Below are 19,699 nucleotides of genomic sequence, written 5' to 3'. Positions count from 1 at the left end.
GTCAATTTGCCAGTCCCTTGATCGACGCCGCACCGACCAGGCCGCCGAACAGGCTGCCCGTGATGTCGCGCAGGCGCGCCCAGAACTCGCCGCGATTGGCGTCGATCGGCACATACACCAGGTCGCCCGGCAGCGCCGGCGCGTGCAATATCTTCTTGCCGTTCGCCAGCACGGTGCCGTTGGCGCGCACCACGAAGATCTCGCTCTTGTCGCCGAGCTGCTGCACGCCGCCCGCCGACCGGATGAAGTCGCCGATCGAACTGCCGTCGCGATAGGCGAAGGACGCCGGGCTCGGTACCGCACCGAACACGCCTACCGTCACCGGCCGCGGCGGCACATAGATGGTGTCGTTATTCTCGACGATCACGTCGCCGGGCAGCGCCGGCGCCGTGACCGGGAGGTCGAACACCAGCCGCCCGCTCGGCTCGCGCGTGCGGAGCTGCTCGACGATCGAGCGGACCAAAGCGAGATTGCCTGGCTGGGCCAGCTGCGCGCGATTGGCCGAGACCACGGGCTGGGCCGTGAGCTGAAACTCCATGTCCTTGATCGCTCGGTCGAAGCTCAGCTTCTGCTGCGCCTTCACACTCTCGCGCGTGATCACGCTGGCATAGGGAAAGGCCTGGGGGGTGAGGCCGCCGGCCTCAGTTACCACGTCTTCGAGCCTTGTGCCCGGACGGAAATAATAGCGGCCCGGTCGCGCCACTTCGCCGCTGATCGTCACCAGCACCGGTTGCTGGTCGATCGGGCGGGCGATGCCGACATCGGACAATACCCGTACGATATCGCCGCGCCGCGCCTTGCGGCTCCGCGCCTCAGCGGCGGTGACCTGCCGCCAGCCCGATTCCGACTTGCCGAGCGAATCCAGCACCATCAGCCGGCTGTCGTCGGCCACGGTGTTGACGCCGCCGGCATAAAGGACGGCATCGTTGAGCGTCTCGCCCGGCGCGATCTCGAAAATGGCTTCGCGATTGACGCTGCCGATCACGGCGACCTGCTCGCCGGCCGGCGCGACATGGATGACGTCGCCATTCTGCAGCGCTGCGTCGCCGGTTTTGTCGCCCTTGAGCAGCAGGTCGTAGAGGTCGAAGTCCGAAACCAGTTTCCCGTCGCGGCGAAGCTGGATCGAACGGAAGCTGCCGCCCGAGGAAGGTCCCCCGGCCGCGAGCACAGCATTGACCAGGGTCGACAGGCTGCTGACGGTATAGGAGCCCGGCGTCGCGGCGAAGCCCGTCACGTAAACGGTGATGCCGTGCAGCCGCCCGGCCGACACCTGCAGATCGAATCCGCGATACTGGCGCGAAACCTGGCGGGCGATCACCTCGCGCACATCGCCATAGCGCATGCCCCCGACCGTGATCGCGCCGACGCGCGGCACGAAGATCCGGCCTTCCTGGTCGATCGTCAGCCGCAAATCCGCCGCCTGCACCGATCCGGTCAGGCCGAGCAGAAGCTCGTCGCCGGGGTTGAGGCGGTAATCCGGCGGCACGGTGGTGGTGGGCGCCACGGTGAAGTCGCGCGCGCCGGGCACCAGCAGCTCGGCCCCGAAGCGGCGCAGCGGCTTGCCCGCCGCCTCGGAGACGAACGCCTCGAACTCGTTCGCTACTCGGGGTGCCGGCTGCTTCTTCGTCACGCTGTCGGCAGCGCTGTCGGGCGGCGGCGCGCCGGGCCGGCTGTCGATGACGGTCGGCTCGTAAGGCCGGACTTCCGCCTGCGGCACCGCGACTTGCCCAGCGGCGGCCCCGCGCGAGATGGCATCGTCGCCACCCTGCTGCCCGGTGGGCGACACGGGCGGGGATAGCTGGGCGCCCGCTTCGGCCGGGATCAGCGGCAGCGCGAACACGCAGCCGAGCAGCACTCGCTTCCAGGACGTGATCATATGGGGCAATCTTCTCTTTCGATCAGGCCGGCCGTCGGCCCGAGCAACAATTCGGCACCGGCCACCCAGAGCCGCTCGTCGGCGGCGGCGAGGATGCCGCGGCCGCTGCCGACCCGGTACGGCGTGCCGCTCCAGTCAGTGACGAAGCCGCCCGCTTCGGTCAGGAACAGCACGCCGGCGGCATGGTCCCATGGCAGGGTGCGCTGGAACAGGGTCAGGTCATTCTCGCCGAGCACCAGCCGCGGATAGCTTTCGGCGGCACAGCGCGGCACGGGCACGCGCTCGAACCGCGTATCGGCGAGATCATGGACGCGCTCGCGACGTTCCGGCGTCATGAAATGCGTGCCCAGCGCCGCGACCGGCATGGCATTGCCCGTCGGCCTGCTGCGCACGGGCACGCCGTCGCAGGTAGCGCCGGCACCCTTTGCGGCATGGCACATCCGCCCGCTGAGCGGGTCGAGGATCCAGCCGGCGAGCGGCACGCCTTCCTCGACCAGCGCCACCATCATGCCGAAGGGCGCGCGGCCCGCGGCGAAATTGGCGGTGCCGTCGAGCGGGTCGATCAGCCAGACCAGCCCCTCGCCGATGCCGTCGACCAGCTCGGGCTGGTGCTCCGCCGCTTCCTCGCCGACGATGCGGGCGGGGATGCCGATCAGCTCGAGTCCTTCGTGCAACAGCCGCTCGGCCTCGCGGTCGACGCTGGTGACGATCTCGCCCGGGCTCTTCTCCGCGATCTCGCTGGCAGCGAGCGTGCGGAAACGCGGCGTCACCGCGGTCGCGGCAACGCCTCGCATCAAGGCGGCAACTTCCTCCTTCAGCGACATGTCCGGATCAGGCAGCGACGCTGGCCAGCCGACCGCGCGCGACGACGGCCATGCGATCCTGGATCATCCGGATTCGCGACTGGTCCTCGTCGGCGATGGTGCGATAATAATCGCGCTTGTTCTCCAGCCAGGCGAGCTCGAACGCGACCGCATTGCTGATCGCCGCCTCGAAGCCGGGCATGTCGGCGGCGCTGCCGTCGAAGATCACCTTGCGCGTCTCGAACCGGTCGAGGCGGATGCGGCGCATCTCGCGCAGCGCGGGCCCGGATTCGACCGCGACCGACCCGCCGACCACCAGTTCCAGCCCGTGCTCGGCGCAGGACCTGGCGACGGTGAGCACCGCGTCAGTGATCCCGCGATCGTTGATCGCGCCGCGCGGCAGGCCGCGCGACAGGGTGAAGTCGACCCGGCCGAACACCACGCCATCCAGCGCCACCTTGGCGAGCGGTAGCATCGCTTCGAGATTGCGCAGCGTCGTTTCGGTCTCGAGGTTGAACAGAAACTGCGTGTCGCTGTCGTCGCCATAGACCTTGGCCTTGGCCTCGACGAACTTCGACAGGGCATAGGGCGTCTCGACCATCGGCGCGATGATGTAATTGGCGCCGTAGAGTTTCGAGGCGAGCAGGTCCGACACCGCTTCGCAGCCACCGATCTTGAGCGCGACCTTCAGGTCGGCGCGATAGGCGAGCTCGAGCAGGCGCAGCAGCTCGTCGGGACGCGTGCCTTCCGCTTCGAATTCCGCCTTCACCGCGACGACGCCGAAGCGGTCGCGGCCTTTCTTGAGCATGTCGAGCATGCGGCGTTCGGTCGAATTCACCCTTCGTCTCCTGAGTGCAGCCGTTGTTGGTGAACTGAGGGACGGAGCGCCGCGGCCATTCCCGCAGCCGAAACGGGACCGCAAAAAATAATTGAATCAGGCTTACGGGACGGGCGGAAGGTCTCCGTCCTTCAGACATAATGCCAGTGCTTTCCGCCCTTCCGCTGACCGGTGCCTTGTGGCTTTTGGGCAGCTCGGGGATGGCGGCGGCCGATAACGACAGGCTACCCGGCGGGCATGACGCGGTTCTGCACGAGCCTGTGGCCGAGTCCGCGGCCTTGCCGGAAATGCCGGTCTCGGCGCCGAAAACATCGGTACCGGTCGACCTGCCGCGCTTGTCCTCCGGGTTCGGCTGGCGCGTTGATCCGATCCTGGGCCGGCCCGCCCTGCACAGCGGCATCGACATACCCGGGCCGCTCCGTTCCCCCGTGCTGGCGGCCGCGGGCGGCGTGGTGCATTTCGCCGGCAAGGCGGGTGGCTATGGCAACATGATCGAGGTCGATCACGGCGGCGGGCTGGTGACGCGCTACGCGCATCTTTCCCGGTTCATGGTTGGGCCCGGCATGCACGTCGAGCGCGGTCAGGAGATCGCGATGATGGGCTCCACCGGCCGCTCGACCGGCAGCCATCTCCATTTCGAGGTGCGGCTGAACGGCCAGCCGACCGGCCCGCTTGCATGGCTCAGCGGGGAGCCGGCGGCGGCGCGGGTTTCGCTGGGTGGGGGGGAGCCCCATATCTCCGCTTTTGCCCGCGCTCGCGCGGAAACGGAGTCAGTGGTTGGAGCAGGTCTCTGATGCTTGTCGGGGGACCGGTCCCGACGTCGCGACAGGCTGGCCCTGCCGCGCGGCAACCGGGCTTGGCAAGCCCCTCCCCGGATGCTTTGCGTAACGCCATGGAGGGTGAGTCGATCGACGGCCTGCAGCGCGTCATCTTGAACGAGCGTGCGCGGCTTTTGCGCTTCCTCGCCGCGCGCGGCGCCGGCGACGAAGCGGAGGATGTGCTGCACGACCTGTGGCAGCGCGTCGCCATCGCGCCCGGACAGCCCGTGGCTGATCCTGTCGCCTATCTGTTCCGTGCCGCCGAGAATCTGATGCGCGATCGCCGCCGCTCGCTGGTCAGCCGCGAGCGTCGCCAGATGGACTGGCACGACGCCGGCCCGACCCCCGAGGACGAGCCGCTGGGCGAGCGCGTGCTGATCGCGCGCGAACGTGTCCGCCAGGCCGAAGCGATGCTGGCCGGGCTCGGCCCGCGTGTCGAGCAGGTGTTTCGCCGCTATCGCCTCGACGGCGTCGGCCAGGCCGCGATCGCCCGCGACCTGGGGGTCAGCCTCAGCTCGGTCGAGAAGGATCTGCAAAAGGCCTATCGCGCCCTCGCCGAACTCAAGGAACAGTTCGATGCGGAATAGCGAAAGCGAGTCCGTCATGTCAGTGAGGTGGGCATGATGGAACAAGGGTCTGGTATGATTGGAGAAACAGCGCGGCTCTGGGCGATCCGTGCCCATGACGCGTCCTTCGCCGATTGGGACGGGCTCACCGCATGGCTGGAGAGCGATCCCCGCCACCTGACCGCTTATGAGGTGGCTCTGGAAGACGATTCCTGGGCGGCCCAGCTCTTCGCCGCATCCCCTGTTGCGGCGTCGACAGCGCCCGCGCACTCCCCCCTGCGCGGGCGCTGGTTTGCCGCCGGCGGCGCGATCGCGGCGGCGCTGGTGGCAGTGGTCAGCGGGACGGTGATGCTGCGCGATGCGCCCGTGCACGAAGTCGCGACGGCGCAGGGCGAGCACCGGACGATCGATCTCGCCGATGGCTCGCGCGTCATGCTGAACGGCGACACGCGCGTATCGTTCGATCCCGATGCGCCGCGCCAGGTCACATTGGCCCAGGGCGAAGCGCTGTTCGACGTGAAGCATGATGCGAAGGACCCGTTCGTCGTGGTCGCCGATGGCACGCGGCTCGTCGATATCGGCACTGTCTTCAACGTGGTGCGGAGCGGTGATGCCCTTGACGTGGCGGTCGCTGAAGGCGCTGTCGACTATGAGGCAGGCAAGCAGCGCATCCGGCTCAACCAGGGCGACGCGCTGTCCCGGGCCGACCGTGATGCCGCGCCGGCGCTACGCAGGGCCAGCCCGGAAGGAATCGGCAGCTGGCAATCGGGCCAGCTCCAATATGACGATGCGACGCTCGATCAGGTCGCGCGCGATCTCTCCCGTAATACCGGACGCTCGATTCGGGTCGCAAACGGGGCAGCACGCCTTCGCTTCACCGGTACGCTGGTGTTGCGAGGGCCTCCGCGCGAAGTGCTGGCGCGCGCGGGCCCGCTTCTCGGCGTGACCTTTGCCGAGCGGGGCGATAGCTGGACGATGACCCCAGCCAATGTCCGGCGGCACTAACACCGCTCTCTCCCTTCCCCTGATCGCCGCAGTCCTGCTGATCGGCGCGCCTGCGCATGCCCAGGAGCAGGCGGCGGATATCGACATTCCCGCTGCCCGGCTCGACCAGTCGATCCGGCTGCTCAGCCGTCAGAGCGGCACCAGCATCGGCTTTCGCGACTCCCGGCTGGCGACGCAGCGGGTGAAGGCCGTGCGCGGCAAATTCACCGCGGCCCAGGCGCTCGAGCGGATATTGCTTGGCACCCGCCTCGCCGCCCGGCGGGTCGCGACCAACACCTTTCTCATCGAATATGTGCCGCTCCCGCCGCCACCCGTACGCGTCGCGCGCGGGGCGCCGCGGCAACCGGTCACCGTGCCGGACGAGACCGCCACAGCGGAAATCGTCGTGACGGGATCCAAGCGCAGCGTGCCGCTCAGCGTCTATCCCGGCGGCGTGCAGATCATCGACGGCGACACCGTGTCGAAGGCAGATGGTGCGCGCGGCACCGACGCGATCGGCGCGCGCGTCGCCAGCGTCGTCTCCACGCATCTCGGGCCCGGCCGCAACAAGCTGTTCATCCGCGGCATCGCCGATTCCAGCTTTGTCGGTCCCACCCAGGCCACTGTCGGTCAATATTGGGGCAATAGCCGGATCACCTACAGCGCGCCCGATCCCAGCCTGCGCCTCTACGACATCCGCAGCGTCGAAGTGCTAGAAGGGCCGCAAGGCACGCTCTATGGCGCGGGGTCACTCGGCGGCGTCGTCCGCGTGGTGCCGCGCGCGCCCGATCTGAACCTGACCGGCGGCACGATCTGGAGTGGCGCACAGGCCGTTCAGCATGGCCAGGCCGGGGTCGATGGCGGGCTCATCTTCAACGCGCCGATCGTCGACGACCGGCTCGCCTTCCGCGCGCTTGCCTTCGGCTCCGTCGACGGCGGCTATATAGACGATACCGGCCGCGGACTGAAGGATGTGAACGACGTCCGCACCATCGGCGGCCGCGCCGCCCTGCGCTTCGTGCCGGCGGACGATTGGACGATCGACCTCAGCGGCGTCGGCCAGCGCATCGACGGTGCCGACAGCCAATATGCCGAACGTGGCGGCGACGGCCTTACCCGCAGCAGCGACGTGGCGCAGCCCTATCGCAACGATTACTGGCTCGGCGACCTGGTCGTGCGCAAGCAATGGGGTAATCTCGAGCTGACCTCGTCGCTCGGCTATGCCCATCAATATGTCTTCGAGCAGTTCGAAGGTGCGGCACTGGCGGACCCGCTCGACCCGGTGGTGAAGCCGGTCGTGGACGCCGCGGCCGCCGCCTATATCCAGACCGACCGCATCTCGATGATTACCGCCGAGACCCGGCTCGCGCGCCGGGGCCCGGACGGGACGGGGTGGGTGATCGGTCTCAGCGTGCTCCACAATGAGGCACGGGTGAACCGCCTGATGGATGTCGGGCCGCTCACCGCGATGCTGACCGGCGTGCGCAACCAGGTGGACGAACAGACGCTCTATGGCGAGACGTCGGTCGAGCCGGTCGACCGGCTGACGCTGACATTCGGCGGGCGGCTAACCCATTCCCGTCTGGCGGGCGATTCCGAGGATGCGCTCCGCGCCGTCGCCTTGAGGGTCGATCCGGGCGCGAACAGCGACCGATCGGAAACCCGGTTCCTGCCCTCCGCCGCGCTCGCCTGGCGCGCGACCGACCGGCTGACGCTGTTCGCCCGCTACCAGCAGGGCTTTCGCCCTGGCGGGATCGCGGTGCGGCAGGATTTCGTGCAGCGCTTCAAGGGCGATCGGGTCGCCACCACTGAAGGCGGCGCTCGCTATAGCGGCGATACTTTCAGCCTGTCGCTGAATGCGTCCTGGTCGCGCTGGAACGATATCCAGGCCGATTTGATCGATGGCTTCGGCTTCCCCACCACGGCCAATGTGGGAGATGGCCGCGTCCTGTCAGTCGGGCTGTCGGCACGCTGGCAACCGCTTCACGGCCTGTCGTTCGACGCGTCGATCTATCTCAACGACAGCAAGGTGACGACGCGCGATCTGAGCAGCTTCGTGATCGTCGGCGGGACGACCACCTTGCCGGCCGATCTCGCCCAGACGAATTTCGATCGCCTCCCCAATGTCGCCGATGCCACCGGCCGGCTCGGCTTCGCTTATGCCACGCCGCTGTCGGACAAGCTCGATTTCGAGGTGAACGGCTATGGCCGCTATGTCGGAAAATCGACGCTCGGGATCGGCGCGATCCTCGGGCAGCTCCAGGGCGATTATCTCGATACCGGCCTCGAATTCAGGGTTGGCAACGCAAAGCGCGCGGTGACATTGTCGCTGACCAACCTGCTCGACGCCCGCGGCAACCGCTTCGCGCTCGGGTCGCCTTTCCTGGTCCGGGACCGCAACCAGATCACCCCGCTTCAGCCGCGCAGCATAAGGCTTGGCTTCGACGTCGCATTCTAGGGTCGCGTTGATTGTGTCTGAATGCGCGGGGGATTTTCCAAGCGCTGGTCTCATCCTGTCCGCCACCTCATTCAGGGCGAGTCGACAAGTGACGCGGCGGCGCATAGCAGGGCCGGGTTTGGACCAGGGAGTGCGCGCCGGACCATGACGGACCTTCCCGGCGACCGGCTCGTTTATCGCTATGCGCTGTTCGGCCTGACCATCAGATCGGAAATGGCGCTGCCCGAACTTCACCCCGCGCCGGGCGAAGGTGCCGATGTCTCTATCCGTTTCGCCGATCTGGGCGTTGCGCGTTCCGACGTCCAGGAGCTGGTGGTGAGCGGGAAGGGGGCCGTGCTCCATGTGCCCGGCATCGCGCGCTACGGCATCGAACAGGGTTGCCGGATCCTCGTCGACCCAGTCGACGGCGCTTCGCCGCGCAACATTCGCCTGTTCCTGCTGGGCTCCGCGTTCGGCGCGTTGCTGCATCAACGCGGCCTGATGCCGCTCCATGCCAATGCGGTGGCGATCGGCGACCGGGCGATCGCGTTTACCGGCGCCTCCGGTGCCGGCAAGTCGACCCTGGCGTCGCTCTTCCACGACCGCGGCCATGCGCTGTTGTCGGACGATGTGTGCGTGATCGGGGCCGACGATGCCGGCAGGCCGGTCGCTTATGCCGGCATTCCGCACATGCGGCTCTGGCGCGATTCGCTCGAGCGGTCCGGCCGCACCACTGACGGCTTCGAACGGGCGCTTGACGGGCGGGATAAGTATAATGTGCCCGCGCGTCGGGACGGCGCACCCGCGCAGATGGAGCTTGGTGCCATCTTCGTGCTCAGGCGCGCCGAGGAGGCGCGGCGCGTGGCCATCAGGCGGCTGCGCGGCGCGGAGGCGCTGAACGCGGTGCTCGCGAATACCTATCGCGGCCGCTACATCGCCACGCTTGGCCATACGCGACGCCATTGGGTCGCCTCCGTCGAACTGATCGGCAGGGTACCGGTGCTTGAATTGGAGCGGCCGTGGAGCCCGGACTGGTTCGCGCCGACGCTGGACGCGGTGCAAGCCCATCTGGCCGCGGACATCGATTGACCGGCGTCAGGCGGGGCCGGTCTCCAGCACGGCAAGGCCATCCTGTTCCAGGTCACGGAGCATGAGCAAGACCTGTTCCCCGCAGGTGGCGGGATCGATGTCGAATTCGGTGGCCAGGGCGTTGCAGATATCGGCGACGCTCCTGGGGCGATCGAGCAGTGCCCAGATACGCGCCGCGGTCGCGTTGAAGCTGTAGCAGGTGCCATTCTCGATATGGAGCGCGACGAGCTCGCCATCGACTTCCGCCTCGACCACTCCCGGCAGACGCCGCGCCACGAGCGCGTTCATCGCGGCACCCGGCGGATCAGGAGCCGAAGCTGAGTGCGCCGTCCGGGATGATCGGATCGAAGCTGTTTTCAGCGTCGCCGGCCTTCATCTTCTCGACTCGCGGAGCCACCCAAACGCGTCGCGGCTGCAAGGCGGGCTGCGTCCCGGTTGGCTTGACGACCTGCTTCATCCGAGTTTCCCCTGTAAAACCGTGACGATCTGCCACCTATAAGACAAAATCGCTCCCCGTGAAGCTGTATGCGCCAAGTGTCGTGACGGCGATCGCGAAATCGGCGATGCCATCCCCGTCCACATCGCCCTCGACCGTCCAGCTGGTGCCGGAGCCCGACACGCGAAGCTCGCCCGCGACATGGTTGAATGCGCTGCCCCCGATATAGGAAAAGGCGTCGTTGCCGCCGGCCGCGGTGCTCGCGTCGATCACCGAAAGATCGATATGATCGCCGGCATTGAAGTCGGTGATCTGATCCATCGCGCCGGTGGTCGATTCAGTGATGGCGCGGAAATAGAAGGTGTCGTTGCCGCCGCCGCCGGTCATCACATCCTGGCCGAGCCTGCCCCAGAACTGGTCGGCATTCGCGCCGCCGGTCATCGAGTCGTTGCCGGCGCCCATCATGAAGCGGAAGGAGCCGTCGGTCTCGGCCGAGCCGTCGAACGCCACGTCCTCGCCGGCTTTTAGCGCATTGGCCGAGATGGTCAGCACCTTTCCGGCGCCGACATTCGCGTCGTCGAGCGTGATATCGTAATCGAACGCCGTGCCCGGCGCCGCGAACCGCGCATCGGTCGCCGATATCAGCACCAGCGTTTCGATGTTGGTCATGGTCGTGGCGAGGAAGGTGACTCCGCCCGAATAATCGCCGCGCAGACCAAGCTGGTCATCCAGGCCGGCTTGGCCATCGACCCGGTCGGCCGCCGTGAAGCGTCCGTCATCGCCGAAGAAGAAGGCGTCGCTGCCCTGGCCGCCGGTCAGGTCGTCCTGGCCCTGGCCGCCATAGATCAGGAAGGAGCCGTCGGTTTCCGCCGCGCCGTCGAAGGTCAGGTTCTCACCGGCCTGCAGCAAATTGGCGTTGACCGTGAGTGTCTTGCCCGCCTCGACATTGGCGTCGATCGTGGTCAGGTCGTAGCTGTACTGGCTGCCGCTCGTGTCGCCGAAGCTCGTCGTGTTGCCGGAGAAGATCACCAGCGTTTCGATGCCGACCAGGTTGTTCGCGCCGAAGGTCAGCGCGTTCGGGCCAGTATAATCACCCTGCAACCCGACCTGGTCGTCCGTGCCGGCGCCTCCATCGACATTGTCGGTCGAATCCAGCGCGGCACCGAAATAGAAGCCGTCATTGCCGCCGCCGCCGGATGCGCTGTCGGTGCCGCCATGCTGGAGCATGTAGAGGTCGGCAGTGCTTCGGCCGAGAAGCACATTGGCGCCGGTATCGCCGGCCAGCCGGTCGTCGGCGGAACTCACGCCGTTGATGGTCACCGAGACCGTGCCGGTGTCGCCACCGTCCAGCGTATAGGAGAAGCTGTCGATCGCGCTGGTGTTGACCGCGCCGGTCGCGGTCGCGGTTGCGAGGTCGATCAGGCTGTTGAACGCCCCATGCGGATCATAGGTCAGCGTGCCGTCGCTGTTGAGCGACACCCGCGCGCCCGATGCCAGAGTGGTGAAATCACCGGGGTTTACGAGCGTCGCGCCATTGACCGTCGCCAGCACGGGCGCCGGACTGTCCACATCCGTGTCGTTGGCCAGCACGTCGACGATCACGGTCGCGTTCTCGAACAGAGTGAAGCCGGTATCGTCCGTCGCCACCCCGGCATCGTCGACCGGATCGACGGTAATGCCGACAATGGCCGAGACGCCTGAGCCGCCCGGACCGCCGATGCTGTTGTTGTTATAGGCGCTGAGCGTGCCGTCCAGCATATTGGCGACGATGATGTCCAGGTCGCCATCAGCATCGGGATCGCCCAGGGCGATCCCGACCGGCATCCCGTCGCTGCCGAGATCGACCGGCGCCTGGAACGTGCCGTCGCCATTGCCCGCAAGGATCGAGATCGTGCCCGGATCATTGCCGTTGGTGACGACCAGGTCGATGAACCCATCCCCATTGAGGTCGGCCGCGACGATCTGGGCGGGGGTGCCGTCACTGGTGGTGGTATAGCCGACCGCGGCGGCGAAGCTGCCGTCGCCATTGCCCAATGCCACCTGCACCCCGCTGATCGAACTCGGATCGGACGGGTCGGCGATCGAGGAAAAGGCGATGTCGAGCGCGCCATCTCCGTTGAAATCGCCAAGCACCAGATCGGTGATATGGGAAGCGCCGCTCAATATCTGGGTCGCCGATCCAAAGCTACCGTCGCCATTGCCGAGCAGCAGATCGATCGCGCCCGGCGGCGTCATGCCGGGCAAGGTGCCGGGACTGCCCGCGAGCAGGTCGAGAAAGCCGTCGCCATTGACGTCGCCGACCGCGACCGAAGCGATGAACTGGCTGGTCGTCGTCGAATAGGCCGGCGGCTGGAAGACGCCGGGCGCGCTTTGCAGCATCACGCCGACACGGCCATTGTCGGCATCGGTGACGATCAGGTCGGTCAGGCCATCGCCGTCCAGATCGGCCGCCACGAGGTCGAAGGCATAGGGGACCGCCGCGATCGTCTCGGTGTCGCCGGTGATCGACGAGACATAGCCGACATAGCCGCCGCTGCCCGCGCCCTCGCTGGAGAATGCGATATCGGTCACCCCATCGCCGTCGAAATCGCCAAAGGCGAAGGCGCGGGGCGAGCCGTCGGGTATTCCGAAGCCGCCACTGAACGTGCTGCCGAACACGATGATGCCGCCCTCGACTCCGATCACGATCTCGGCGGCGGAATCGCCGTCAAGGTCAGCGAAGCCGAGCGCGGTGGGCGCAGTGCCGACGGGCAGCGACGGGAAGGGCGTGAAGGAGATGGGCGCGCCTGAATTGACCGCGACGGCGGAGATGTCGAGCTCGTCAGGCCCGTTATAATCCTGATCGCCGAGATAGGTCAGGCCGTTCGCCGCCGCGAGCGTCGCGTTGATCTGATCCTGGGTACCGGTGAGGGTGATGGTGTTCGAACCGTCGGCGCCGCCGGTGATGGCGCTCGCGTCGATGCCGCCCGCCACGTCGGTGCGGATGTCGAGCGTGCCATGCGCGACCTGAAGAGTAACTGTCACCAGGCTGGCCGCCGGGTCGGCTGCGACGCCGTCGACGACGATGCCGGTCAGCGCGATCGCTGTGTCCTCGTCGCCGGTCACGTCCGGGCCGGTAAGGATCTCGGCATAAGGGAGGACGTCGAGCGCGACGGTCGCGCTGGCGGTCTCGGCGCCGTCGACGAAGCTGAACGTCACGTCGCGCGTGCTGGCGGCGGTGAGATCGTCGATATTCTCGTAGAGGATGCTGGCGGCGAGCAGTTCGATCGCGCAGGCGCAGGCATCGGCGTTGAAGGTGACGACCAGCGGGGCGCCATTGACGCCGCCGCTCCACGTGCCGACCACATCGCCTTCATAGGTGATGTTCGATCCGTCGACACCGAGCTCGCCGGGGCCAGTGCCGACATCCTCGATGGTCAGCTGATCGCCAGCGGTCGCGCCGGCGATCGAGATGGTCATCGTCGCGCCGTCCCACTCTTCATTGTCGTCGTCGAACACCGCGTCGAAGGCGAGATAGACCGGTCCGTCGCCTTCCGTGAAGGTGGCGACGGCATTGTTGCCCGAGGCGAAATAATCGAGATCGAGCTGAGGCGCGTCGTTGATCGCGGTGATGACGATATTGGCGGTCGCGCCGCCGCTCTGCTCGCCGCCGTCGCCGCTGTTGCCGCCATCATGGATGTCGAGCATCAGCGTGGCGCTCGACGGCGGGAAATCGTCGTCGGCGGTGTAGGTCACGACGCTGCTGGCGTCGCTGTTGAGCAGGGCGTTGATCTCGTCGATCGTGCCGGTCAGCGTCACCTGCCAGCTGTCATTGTCCGTGATGACGACGCTCGTGCCGCCCGCCTCGACATGCAGCACGCCGTAGTCGACGCCGAGGGTCACCGTCACCTCGCCGGTGCCGGCATCGGGGTCGGCGACCGAAAGGCCGCTATTCTTGATGTCGAGCGCGACCTGCTCGGTCGCGGCATAATCGGTCAGCGGCGCGGTCGCGGTCGGCGCATCGTTGATCGCCACGACGTCCAGCACGAGCTGCGCGCTGCCCGTATCGAATCCGCCGAGATCGGTGCCGCCGCCGTCGACCAGGCTGAAGTCCAGGGTGCGCTGGTCAGTCGTGGGCGTATCGGAACTGGTGAAGAAAGCGATGTTCTGCATCGTCGCCTGGACCGCGCAGCCACACGCATCGGCATTGAACACGACGATCAGCGGGCCACCATTGGTGCCGCCGTTGAGCGTGCCGACGATCGTGCCCTCATAGCTGAGGGTGAGGCCCGACACGCCGATTTCGCCTGGCCCGGCCCCGACGTCATTGACGGTAAGCTGGTCGTCGGCCGTGCCGTTGTTGCTGATGGTCACGGTCAGCGTGGCGCCGTCATAGCTCGTATTGTCGTCGGTCAGGGTCGCAAAGGGCGCCAGGCCCGCCAGCGGGTCACCCTCATAATAGGTCGCGACCGCGTCGTTGCCGGCTTCGAAGATATCGAGATCCAGCACCGGTGCGTCGTTGACCGACGCGACGGCGACGGTGACGGTGGCGGTATCAGTCAACCCGGCGCCGTTGCGCGTGACATAGTCGAAATGGGCGTCGCCGCTGAAATCGGCATCGGGCGTGAAGGTGACGCTGCCGTCCGCATTGAGCACCGCGCTGCCGCCCGACCAGGCGCTGACGCTGTCGATCACCAGGGTCTCGTTGCTCGCGACGCCGTCATTGCCGAGGATGTCGGCGGCGGCGAAGGTTATCGGGGTGTCCTCGGCCGCTGCAAGCACGTCATCGACCGCATCGACGCCAGGTGCGACGTTGAGCAGGATGGTGTAGGTGCTCGATCCCTCGATGGCGGTCGGATCGCCGATCTCTACGCTCGACGCATTGAGCTCCAGCTGGAGGCCGCCGCTATAGTCGGCGGCGGTGGTGATGGTCAGGTGCGCGGTGCCAGCGGCCAGCGCATCGAGAAAGGCCGCATCGCCCGGGTCGCTGCGATCGATCACCCAGGCGCTGGTGGGATCGCCGCTGTCCGCGCGATGCCCTGCCGACAGCGTGAAGTTTTCGGGAAGCTGGCCGATCGTTACCAGGTTCAGCATCTCCGACCCGTCCTGATCGGCGAGCGTGATGGTGGTCGGCAACTCGACCGTGTCTCCGGCCCGGACGTGAATAAACTCCGGGGTCGGATCGAAGTGACGGATGAAGATGTCCTGGTCGGTGCCGCCGCTGGCGCGGAGCTGCAGCCAGCCGACGGTGAAGGTGCCGTCGTCATTGACGGTGATGGTCGGCTGTGCGTCCTGGATCGGCTGACTCGAACCGTTCATGCCGGTGTTGCTGACGTTCACCGCGCCCCCCGCCGCCGGGGTGCCGTCACCTGAGAAGACCTGAGTGAAAATGTCGTTGGTCCCGTCGACGCCGTTATTGCCGATCCAGGCAAGGACGAACCGGCCGTCGGGCAGGCCGGCGACATCGACCGAGAATTCGGCGGAAGAGGCCAGGTTGAGCGGCGTGAAGTCGAGCACCGCCGCGGTGCCGTCCCAATGGAACAGGGTGACGTGCAGTTCCTCGCTGCCTGAGCCGTCGTCCTGCTGCCACACCACCACGAAATCGCCGTTCGCCAGTCCGGTCACGGCCGGCAGCGTTCCGCCGCTGCTGTTCGCCGGGATTTGCGGGCCGGGGGTGTCGGTCTCGTCGACGCGCGTCGCGACGATCATCCCGCCGCTCTGGGCCGCCACGACAAAGGCGCCGTCATCCCCCACCGCCGCGACATGGTGCGCCGGGGGATCGAAACTGGACCCGGAGTTGAAGCCGGGATCGGCACCGGTCATGACCAGGAAGGGGCCGCCATCGGTGGTGCCGTCCGCCTCATAACGCTGGGCATAGATGTCGGCGGCGCCGGCATTTTCCACTGCCCAGGTGACGACGAAGCCGTCACCGACCGCCGTCACGGTCGGATCGGCCTCGCGCCCCGTGCTGCTCGCCGCCGTGCTCACGACAAGCGCCGGCGTCGTCGTTCCGGCGTCGTAGAAAGCCGTGACGATGTCGCCGCCGCCGGTCGACCCGCCGTCGACGACCCAGGCGATGGCGAAGCCGCCATCCGGCCGCCCGGCGGCGGAGGGCTGTATCTCGTTGACTCCGCCGCTGGCGGTAACGGCAAAGGCAGCGCCTTCGGGCGCACCGCTCGCGTCATATATGCGTGCGCTGACGCTGCCGGGGAACAGACCCTGCTGCCAGACGACGAGCGTGCGACCGCCGTCGAGCGCGGTGACGATCGGGCCATTCTCCTGGCTGGACGTGCCGGTCACGTTCTCGGCCGGCCCGAGCACGTCGGGCTGATCGTTGATGTTGACGTCGATCAGCGGCGCGTCGGCGACGGGATCCGCCGTGATCGTCGCGGTTGACGGAGCGGAGACCTCCGAATCGCTATCGACCGCGACATAGTGAAAATCAGTGACGCCGCTCCAGTCGAGATCGGGCGTGAAATAGAGCACGACGGTCCAGAGCCCGGTATCGGGTTCCAGATAGTCGGCAACGTAATCCGCCCCGACGGTTACGGGATTGCCCAGGTAATCCGTGAGCGTGCCGTTGGCCGGCAGGTCGTCCAGGCGGAAAATGGGGGGAGTCGAATCGCCATCGTCCTGATCATAGGCCCGGAGAGTGACGAAGATGATTCCATCTTCCGTGCCGACCGCATCGATATCGTCCGATACTGGCGTTGCCATCGACTATCCCCCGCATTGGCGATCCGCCCCCGCGGATTCGTCTCCACATCGTATAATCAAATTACGTCAATACGTCATGAAAATTAATGGCATTCATCGTGCCAATATAATCTTCAATTCCTGTGGCATTTCCTATCGCGCGAAAAGTCTCTAAGGGGCGCCGATGGCATCGTATAAAGAACCCTCCTTCAAGGACCGCGCCGCGCTTTCCGCGCAGGCCAAGCAGGCTGCTCTCGAAAAACTGAAGGCGAAACCGCCGGTGGACCCCGTAGTCGCCGCCGAGCGTGCCGCCGCCCGCGCGACCAAGGAAGCCGCCGAAGCGCAGAAGCGCGCGGACAAGAAGGCCGCGATGGAGCAGGCCCGGCTCGACAAGATCGCCAAGGCCGAAGCCGCGAAGGCCGAGGCCGAGCAGGCCGTTGCCCGCTCGCAGATGACCGAAGCCGAGAAGAAGGCGGCGCGCGATGCGCGCTACGCCGCGCGCAAGGCCCGCAAATAGCTGTTCGGCAGACGGCCCCGCGGGGCCGCTGCTACTTCCACGCTAGGGCAGATTCTTCGCCAGCTCGTCGAGCCACGGCCTGGCCGTGCCGTCGGACGGCGCACGCCAATCGCCGCGGGGGGATAGCGCGCCGCCGGCCGAGACCTTCGGCCCATTGGGGATGGCCGAACGCTTGAACTGGCTCGTCACGAAGAAGCGGACGAGGAATTTCTCCAGCCACCCGCGGATCGTCCCCAGATCATAGTCATGGCGCGATGCCGGCGGGAAGTCGCGCGGCCAGCGGCCCGCCGCGGCGTCGCGCCAAGCATGGAGCGCCAGGAAAGCGATCTTCGACGGCGCCATGCCGTGCCGCACGACATAATGCAGGAAGAAATCGTTGAGCTCGTACGGCCCGATCCGCGCTTCGGTGCTTTGCATCGCGCCGTCGGCGCCGGCCGGGACCAGCTCGGGCGAGATCTCGGTCGCCAGAATCGCTTCGAGGATCGCATCGGTCTCGCGGTCATACTGGTCGGTCCGGATGCACCAGCGGATCAGGAACTGGATCAGCGTCTTGGGCACGCCCGCATTGACCGCATAATGGCTCATCTGGTCGCCGACGCCATAGGTGCACCAGCCAAGCGCCAGCTCCGACAGGTCGCCGGTGCCGACCACCAGCCCGCCGCGCTGATTGGCGAGGCGGAAGAGATAATCGGTGCGCAGGCCCGCCTGGACGTTCTCGAAGGTCACGTCATAGACTGGTTCGCCCTCCGCGAAGGGATGGCCCATATCGGCGAGCATCTGCCTGGCGGCGGGGCGGATATCGATCTCGTCGCCGTCGACGCCCAGGGCGCGCATCAGCGCCCAGGCGTTACTCTTGGTATGCTCGCTGGTGGCAAAGCCCGGCATGGTGAAGGCGAGGATGCGGTTGCGGGGTAGCTCGAGCCGGTCCATCGCCTTGGCCGCGACGATCAGCGCATGAGTCGAATCCAGCCCGCCCGACACGCCGATCACCAGCCGCTCGGCCCTGGCCGCCTCGAAGCGCTTGAGCAGTGCCTCGACCTGGATGTTGAACGCCTCGTAGCAATCGGCGTCGAGCTTTTCCGGGGTGTTGGGCACGAAGGGGAAGCGACGAATGTCGCGCTTCAGCCCGATATCGGCATAGTCGGGCTTGTGATCGAAGGCGATGCGGCGGAAGCGCGTCTCGGGATGCCCGGCCAGCACCGCTGAATCGTTGAACGTGCCGGTGCGCATCCGCTCCTGACGAATGCGGCCGCAATCGACATCGGCGATCAGCATGCCCGGCTTTTGCGGAAAACGCTCCGATTCGGCGAGCAGCTCGCCCAGTTCGTGCACCATGCCCTGGCCGTCCCAGGACAGGTCGGTGGTGCTTTCTCCCGGCCCGGCCGCCGAGAAGACATAGGCGCAGACGGCGCGCGCGCTTTGCGAGGCGCAGAGCAGCGCCCGCTCGCGCGCCTTGCCGACGACGATGTTGGAGGCCGAGAGATTGCAGCACACCAGCGCCCCGGCGAGCGCGCCCATGGTCGAGGGCGGGGTGGGCGACCAGAAATCCTCGCAGATCTCGGCATGGAAGACGAAATGGGGCAGGTCGCTCGCCGCGAAGATCAGGTCCGGGCCGAACGGTGCCGTCTGCCCGGCGATCGCGATCTCGCCGGACTGGCCCGCGCCGCTCGCGAACCAGCGCTTTTCATAATATTCGCGGTAGTTCGGCAGGAAGGTCTTGGGCACGACACCCAGCACCCGTCCGCGCGCGATGACCACCGCGCAATTGTAGAGCCGGTTGTTGCGCGGGATCGCCGCGCCGACCAGCAGCACCGGGCGCAGCCTGGCGCTGGCCGTGACCACGGATGCCAGCGCGTCCATCGTCGCGCGCTGCAACGCATCCTGCAGATGCAGGTCGTCGATCGCGTAGGAGCTGATGTTGAGCTCGGGGAAGACGAGCAGGTCGGCGCCGCTTTTGTGGCCCTGCTTCGCCAGCGCGATCGCTGCCTCGGCATTGGCCATGGGATCGCCCACCGTCGCGCGGGGCGTGCAGGCACCGACGCGGATCAGCTCATGGCTGTGGATCGAGTGGAACGGATGTGCCTTCGCCATGGCAAGCGCTTAGCGAGCTTTGGTTGCCAATGCCATGTTCGCCGCTCAGGGCAGTCTGGCGATCAGGACGCCGGCCACAGCATCCTTGCCGCCTTCGATCTGCAGCACGTAATTGCCCGGGGTCAGCGCGAAATCGACCATCTTGCGGATGCCGGTGCAGCTCAGCTTGTGCGTGTGGGCGGTGGACGCGAGGAATTTCCCGTCCTGCGCGATATTGATCCAGGCGCTGGTGCCGAGCGCCACGCGATAGGTACCGGCGCTCGCCACGCTGAAGATCGCCATGCCGCTATGAGTGGTGAGGGCCGGGGCCTTGTTCGGCATGGTGGCGAAGGTCACCTCCGGGGTCGGCGCCAGCGCCAGGTCGGTGCGGCTGCCGATCTTCACCAGCGCCTTGGCCAGTCCGCCGGGTGTGGTCGCCGCCGCAAGCGGGGTGCCGTTCGCCCAGCCGGCGAGTTCGGCGGGCAGGGCGGGGCAGGGGGCAGGGCTTGCTTCCTGCGCCATGGCGGGGAGCGCCGTGAAGGACAGAGTCAGCGCGAACAGGGCGGCAATTTTCACGGGTCACCTCGCAA

Annotated in this window: 14 protein-coding genes; 6 read left to right on the top strand and 8 right to left on the bottom strand. The window is 67.0% G+C overall.

Annotated elements, in window-relative coordinates:
- Position 1 precedes the first annotated feature (1 nt).
- From ACZ1I5_RS11685 to ACZ1I5_RS11675, 3 genes are read right to left on the bottom strand one after another with little or no spacing between them, the layout of a single operon-like run.
- Positions 2-1,876 (bottom strand): SLBB domain-containing protein, encoded by a 1,875-nt coding sequence (locus tag ACZ1I5_RS11685; protein ID WP_465173852.1) that lies wholly within the window; start codon positions 1,874-1,876, stop codon positions 2-4.
- A complete protein-coding gene (locus ACZ1I5_RS11680; RefSeq protein ID WP_465173851.1) occupies positions 1,873-2,670 on the bottom strand; it encodes an inositol monophosphatase family protein in 798 nt (265 codons plus the stop codon). The genes ACZ1I5_RS11685 and ACZ1I5_RS11680 overlap by 4 nt, the downstream gene beginning before the upstream one ends.
- Before the next feature lie 37 nt (positions 2,671-2,707).
- Positions 2,708-3,517 (bottom strand): aldolase/citrate lyase family protein, encoded by an 810-nt coding sequence (locus ACZ1I5_RS11675; RefSeq protein WP_465173850.1) that lies wholly within the window; start codon positions 3,515-3,517, stop codon positions 2,708-2,710.
- Positions 3,518-3,663: 146 nt separating this feature from the next.
- Between ACZ1I5_RS11675 and ACZ1I5_RS11670 the strand changes: the two genes are divergently transcribed.
- The 5 genes from ACZ1I5_RS11670 to ACZ1I5_RS11650 all read left to right on the top strand — a co-directional run bounded on the left by ACZ1I5_RS11670 (position 3,664) and on the right by ACZ1I5_RS11650 (position 9,411).
- Positions 3,664-4,311 (top strand): M23 family metallopeptidase, encoded by a 648-nt coding sequence (locus tag ACZ1I5_RS11670; RefSeq protein ID WP_465173849.1) that lies wholly within the window; start codon positions 3,664-3,666, stop codon positions 4,309-4,311.
- A 98-nt stretch (positions 4,312-4,409) separates the two neighbouring features.
- Positions 4,410-4,922: an RNA polymerase sigma factor gene (locus ACZ1I5_RS11665; protein WP_465173951.1), complete on the top strand. Its 513-nt coding sequence runs from the start codon at positions 4,410-4,412 to the stop codon at positions 4,920-4,922.
- A 54-nt stretch (positions 4,923-4,976) separates the two neighbouring features.
- On the top strand, positions 4,977-5,906 hold the full coding sequence (locus tag ACZ1I5_RS11660) for a FecR family protein (protein ID WP_465173848.1): 930 nt from the start codon (positions 4,977-4,979) through the stop codon (positions 5,904-5,906).
- Complete coding sequence (locus tag ACZ1I5_RS11655; RefSeq protein WP_465173847.1) at positions 5,890-8,343, top strand: TonB-dependent receptor; 2,454 nt, start codon at positions 5,890-5,892, stop codon at positions 8,341-8,343. The genes ACZ1I5_RS11660 and ACZ1I5_RS11655 overlap by 17 nt, the downstream gene beginning before the upstream one ends.
- Before the next feature lie 144 nt (positions 8,344-8,487).
- On the top strand, positions 8,488-9,411 hold the full coding sequence (locus tag ACZ1I5_RS11650) for an HPr kinase/phosphorylase (RefSeq protein WP_465173846.1): 924 nt from the start codon (positions 8,488-8,490) through the stop codon (positions 9,409-9,411).
- 6 nt (positions 9,412-9,417) lie between these two features.
- On the opposite strand, the gene ACZ1I5_RS11645 is transcribed toward ACZ1I5_RS11650, so the two are convergent.
- From ACZ1I5_RS11645 to ACZ1I5_RS11635, 3 genes are read right to left on the bottom strand one after another with little or no spacing between them, the layout of a single operon-like run.
- Positions 9,418-9,699 (bottom strand): PqqD family protein, encoded by a 282-nt coding sequence (locus ACZ1I5_RS11645; RefSeq protein WP_465173845.1) that lies wholly within the window; start codon positions 9,697-9,699, stop codon positions 9,418-9,420.
- Between the two features lie 16 nt (positions 9,700-9,715).
- Positions 9,716-9,868 (bottom strand): hypothetical protein, encoded by a 153-nt coding sequence (locus ACZ1I5_RS11640; RefSeq protein WP_465173844.1) that lies wholly within the window; start codon positions 9,866-9,868, stop codon positions 9,716-9,718.
- Positions 9,869-9,904: 36 nt separating this feature from the next.
- Positions 9,905-16,543 (bottom strand): beta strand repeat-containing protein, encoded by a 6,639-nt coding sequence (locus ACZ1I5_RS11635; RefSeq protein WP_465173843.1) that lies wholly within the window; start codon positions 16,541-16,543, stop codon positions 9,905-9,907.
- Between the two features lie 163 nt (positions 16,544-16,706).
- On the opposite strand from ACZ1I5_RS11635, the gene ACZ1I5_RS11630 reads away from it, so the two are divergent.
- Positions 16,707-17,039, top strand: coding sequence for a DUF6481 family protein (locus ACZ1I5_RS11630; protein WP_465173842.1), 333 nt, complete (start codon positions 16,707-16,709; stop codon positions 17,037-17,039).
- Between the two features lie 42 nt (positions 17,040-17,081).
- Here the strand turns inward: ACZ1I5_RS11630 and ACZ1I5_RS11625 are convergent, their stop codons facing one another.
- Positions 17,082-19,130 (bottom strand): NAD(+) synthase, encoded by a 2,049-nt coding sequence (locus tag ACZ1I5_RS11625; RefSeq protein ID WP_465173841.1) that lies wholly within the window; start codon positions 19,128-19,130, stop codon positions 17,082-17,084.
- 45 nt (positions 19,131-19,175) lie between these two features.
- A complete protein-coding gene (locus tag ACZ1I5_RS11620) occupies positions 19,176-19,685 on the bottom strand; it encodes a homogentisate 1,2-dioxygenase (protein WP_465173840.1) in 510 nt (169 codons plus the stop codon).
- Positions 19,686-19,699: the final 14 nt, after the last annotated feature.

Source organism: Sphingomonas sp. BL-S-30 (assembly GCF_055521475.1).
Note: the sequence above shows the minus strand (reverse complement) of the source record. Positions and strands in the feature narration are given on the sequence as shown.

Excerpts from the sequence above, each read along its gene's own strand:
- ACZ1I5_RS11650 (WP_465173846.1), top strand. The coding sequence starts at position 8,488 with ATGACGGACCTTCCCGGCGACCGGCTCGTTTATCGCTATGCGCTGTTC.
- ACZ1I5_RS11665 (WP_465173951.1), top strand. The coding sequence starts at position 4,410 with ATGGAGGGTGAGTCGATCGACGGCCTGCAGCGCGTCATCTTGAACGAG.
- ACZ1I5_RS11645 (WP_465173845.1), bottom strand. The coding sequence starts at position 9,699 with ATGAACGCGCTCGTGGCGCGGCGTCTGCCGGGAGTGGTCGAGGCGGAA.
- ACZ1I5_RS11660 (WP_465173848.1), top strand. The coding sequence starts at position 4,977 with ATGATTGGAGAAACAGCGCGGCTCTGGGCGATCCGTGCCCATGACGCG.
- ACZ1I5_RS11685 (WP_465173852.1), bottom strand. The coding sequence starts at position 1,876 with ATGATCACGTCCTGGAAGCGAGTGCTGCTCGGCTGCGTGTTCGCGCTG.
- ACZ1I5_RS11635 (WP_465173843.1), bottom strand. The coding sequence starts at position 16,543 with ATGGCAACGCCAGTATCGGACGATATCGATGCGGTCGGCACGGAAGAT.
- ACZ1I5_RS11680 (WP_465173851.1), bottom strand. The coding sequence starts at position 2,670 with ATGCGAGGCGTTGCCGCGACCGCGGTGACGCCGCGTTTCCGCACGCTC.
- ACZ1I5_RS11655 (WP_465173847.1), top strand. The coding sequence starts at position 5,890 with ATGTCCGGCGGCACTAACACCGCTCTCTCCCTTCCCCTGATCGCCGCA.
- ACZ1I5_RS11640 (WP_465173844.1), bottom strand. The coding sequence starts at position 9,868 with ATGAAGCAGGTCGTCAAGCCAACCGGGACGCAGCCCGCCTTGCAGCCG.
- ACZ1I5_RS11630 (WP_465173842.1), top strand. The coding sequence starts at position 16,707 with ATGGCATCGTATAAAGAACCCTCCTTCAAGGACCGCGCCGCGCTTTCC.
- ACZ1I5_RS11625 (WP_465173841.1), bottom strand. The coding sequence starts at position 19,130 with ATGGCGAAGGCACATCCGTTCCACTCGATCCACAGCCATGAGCTGATC.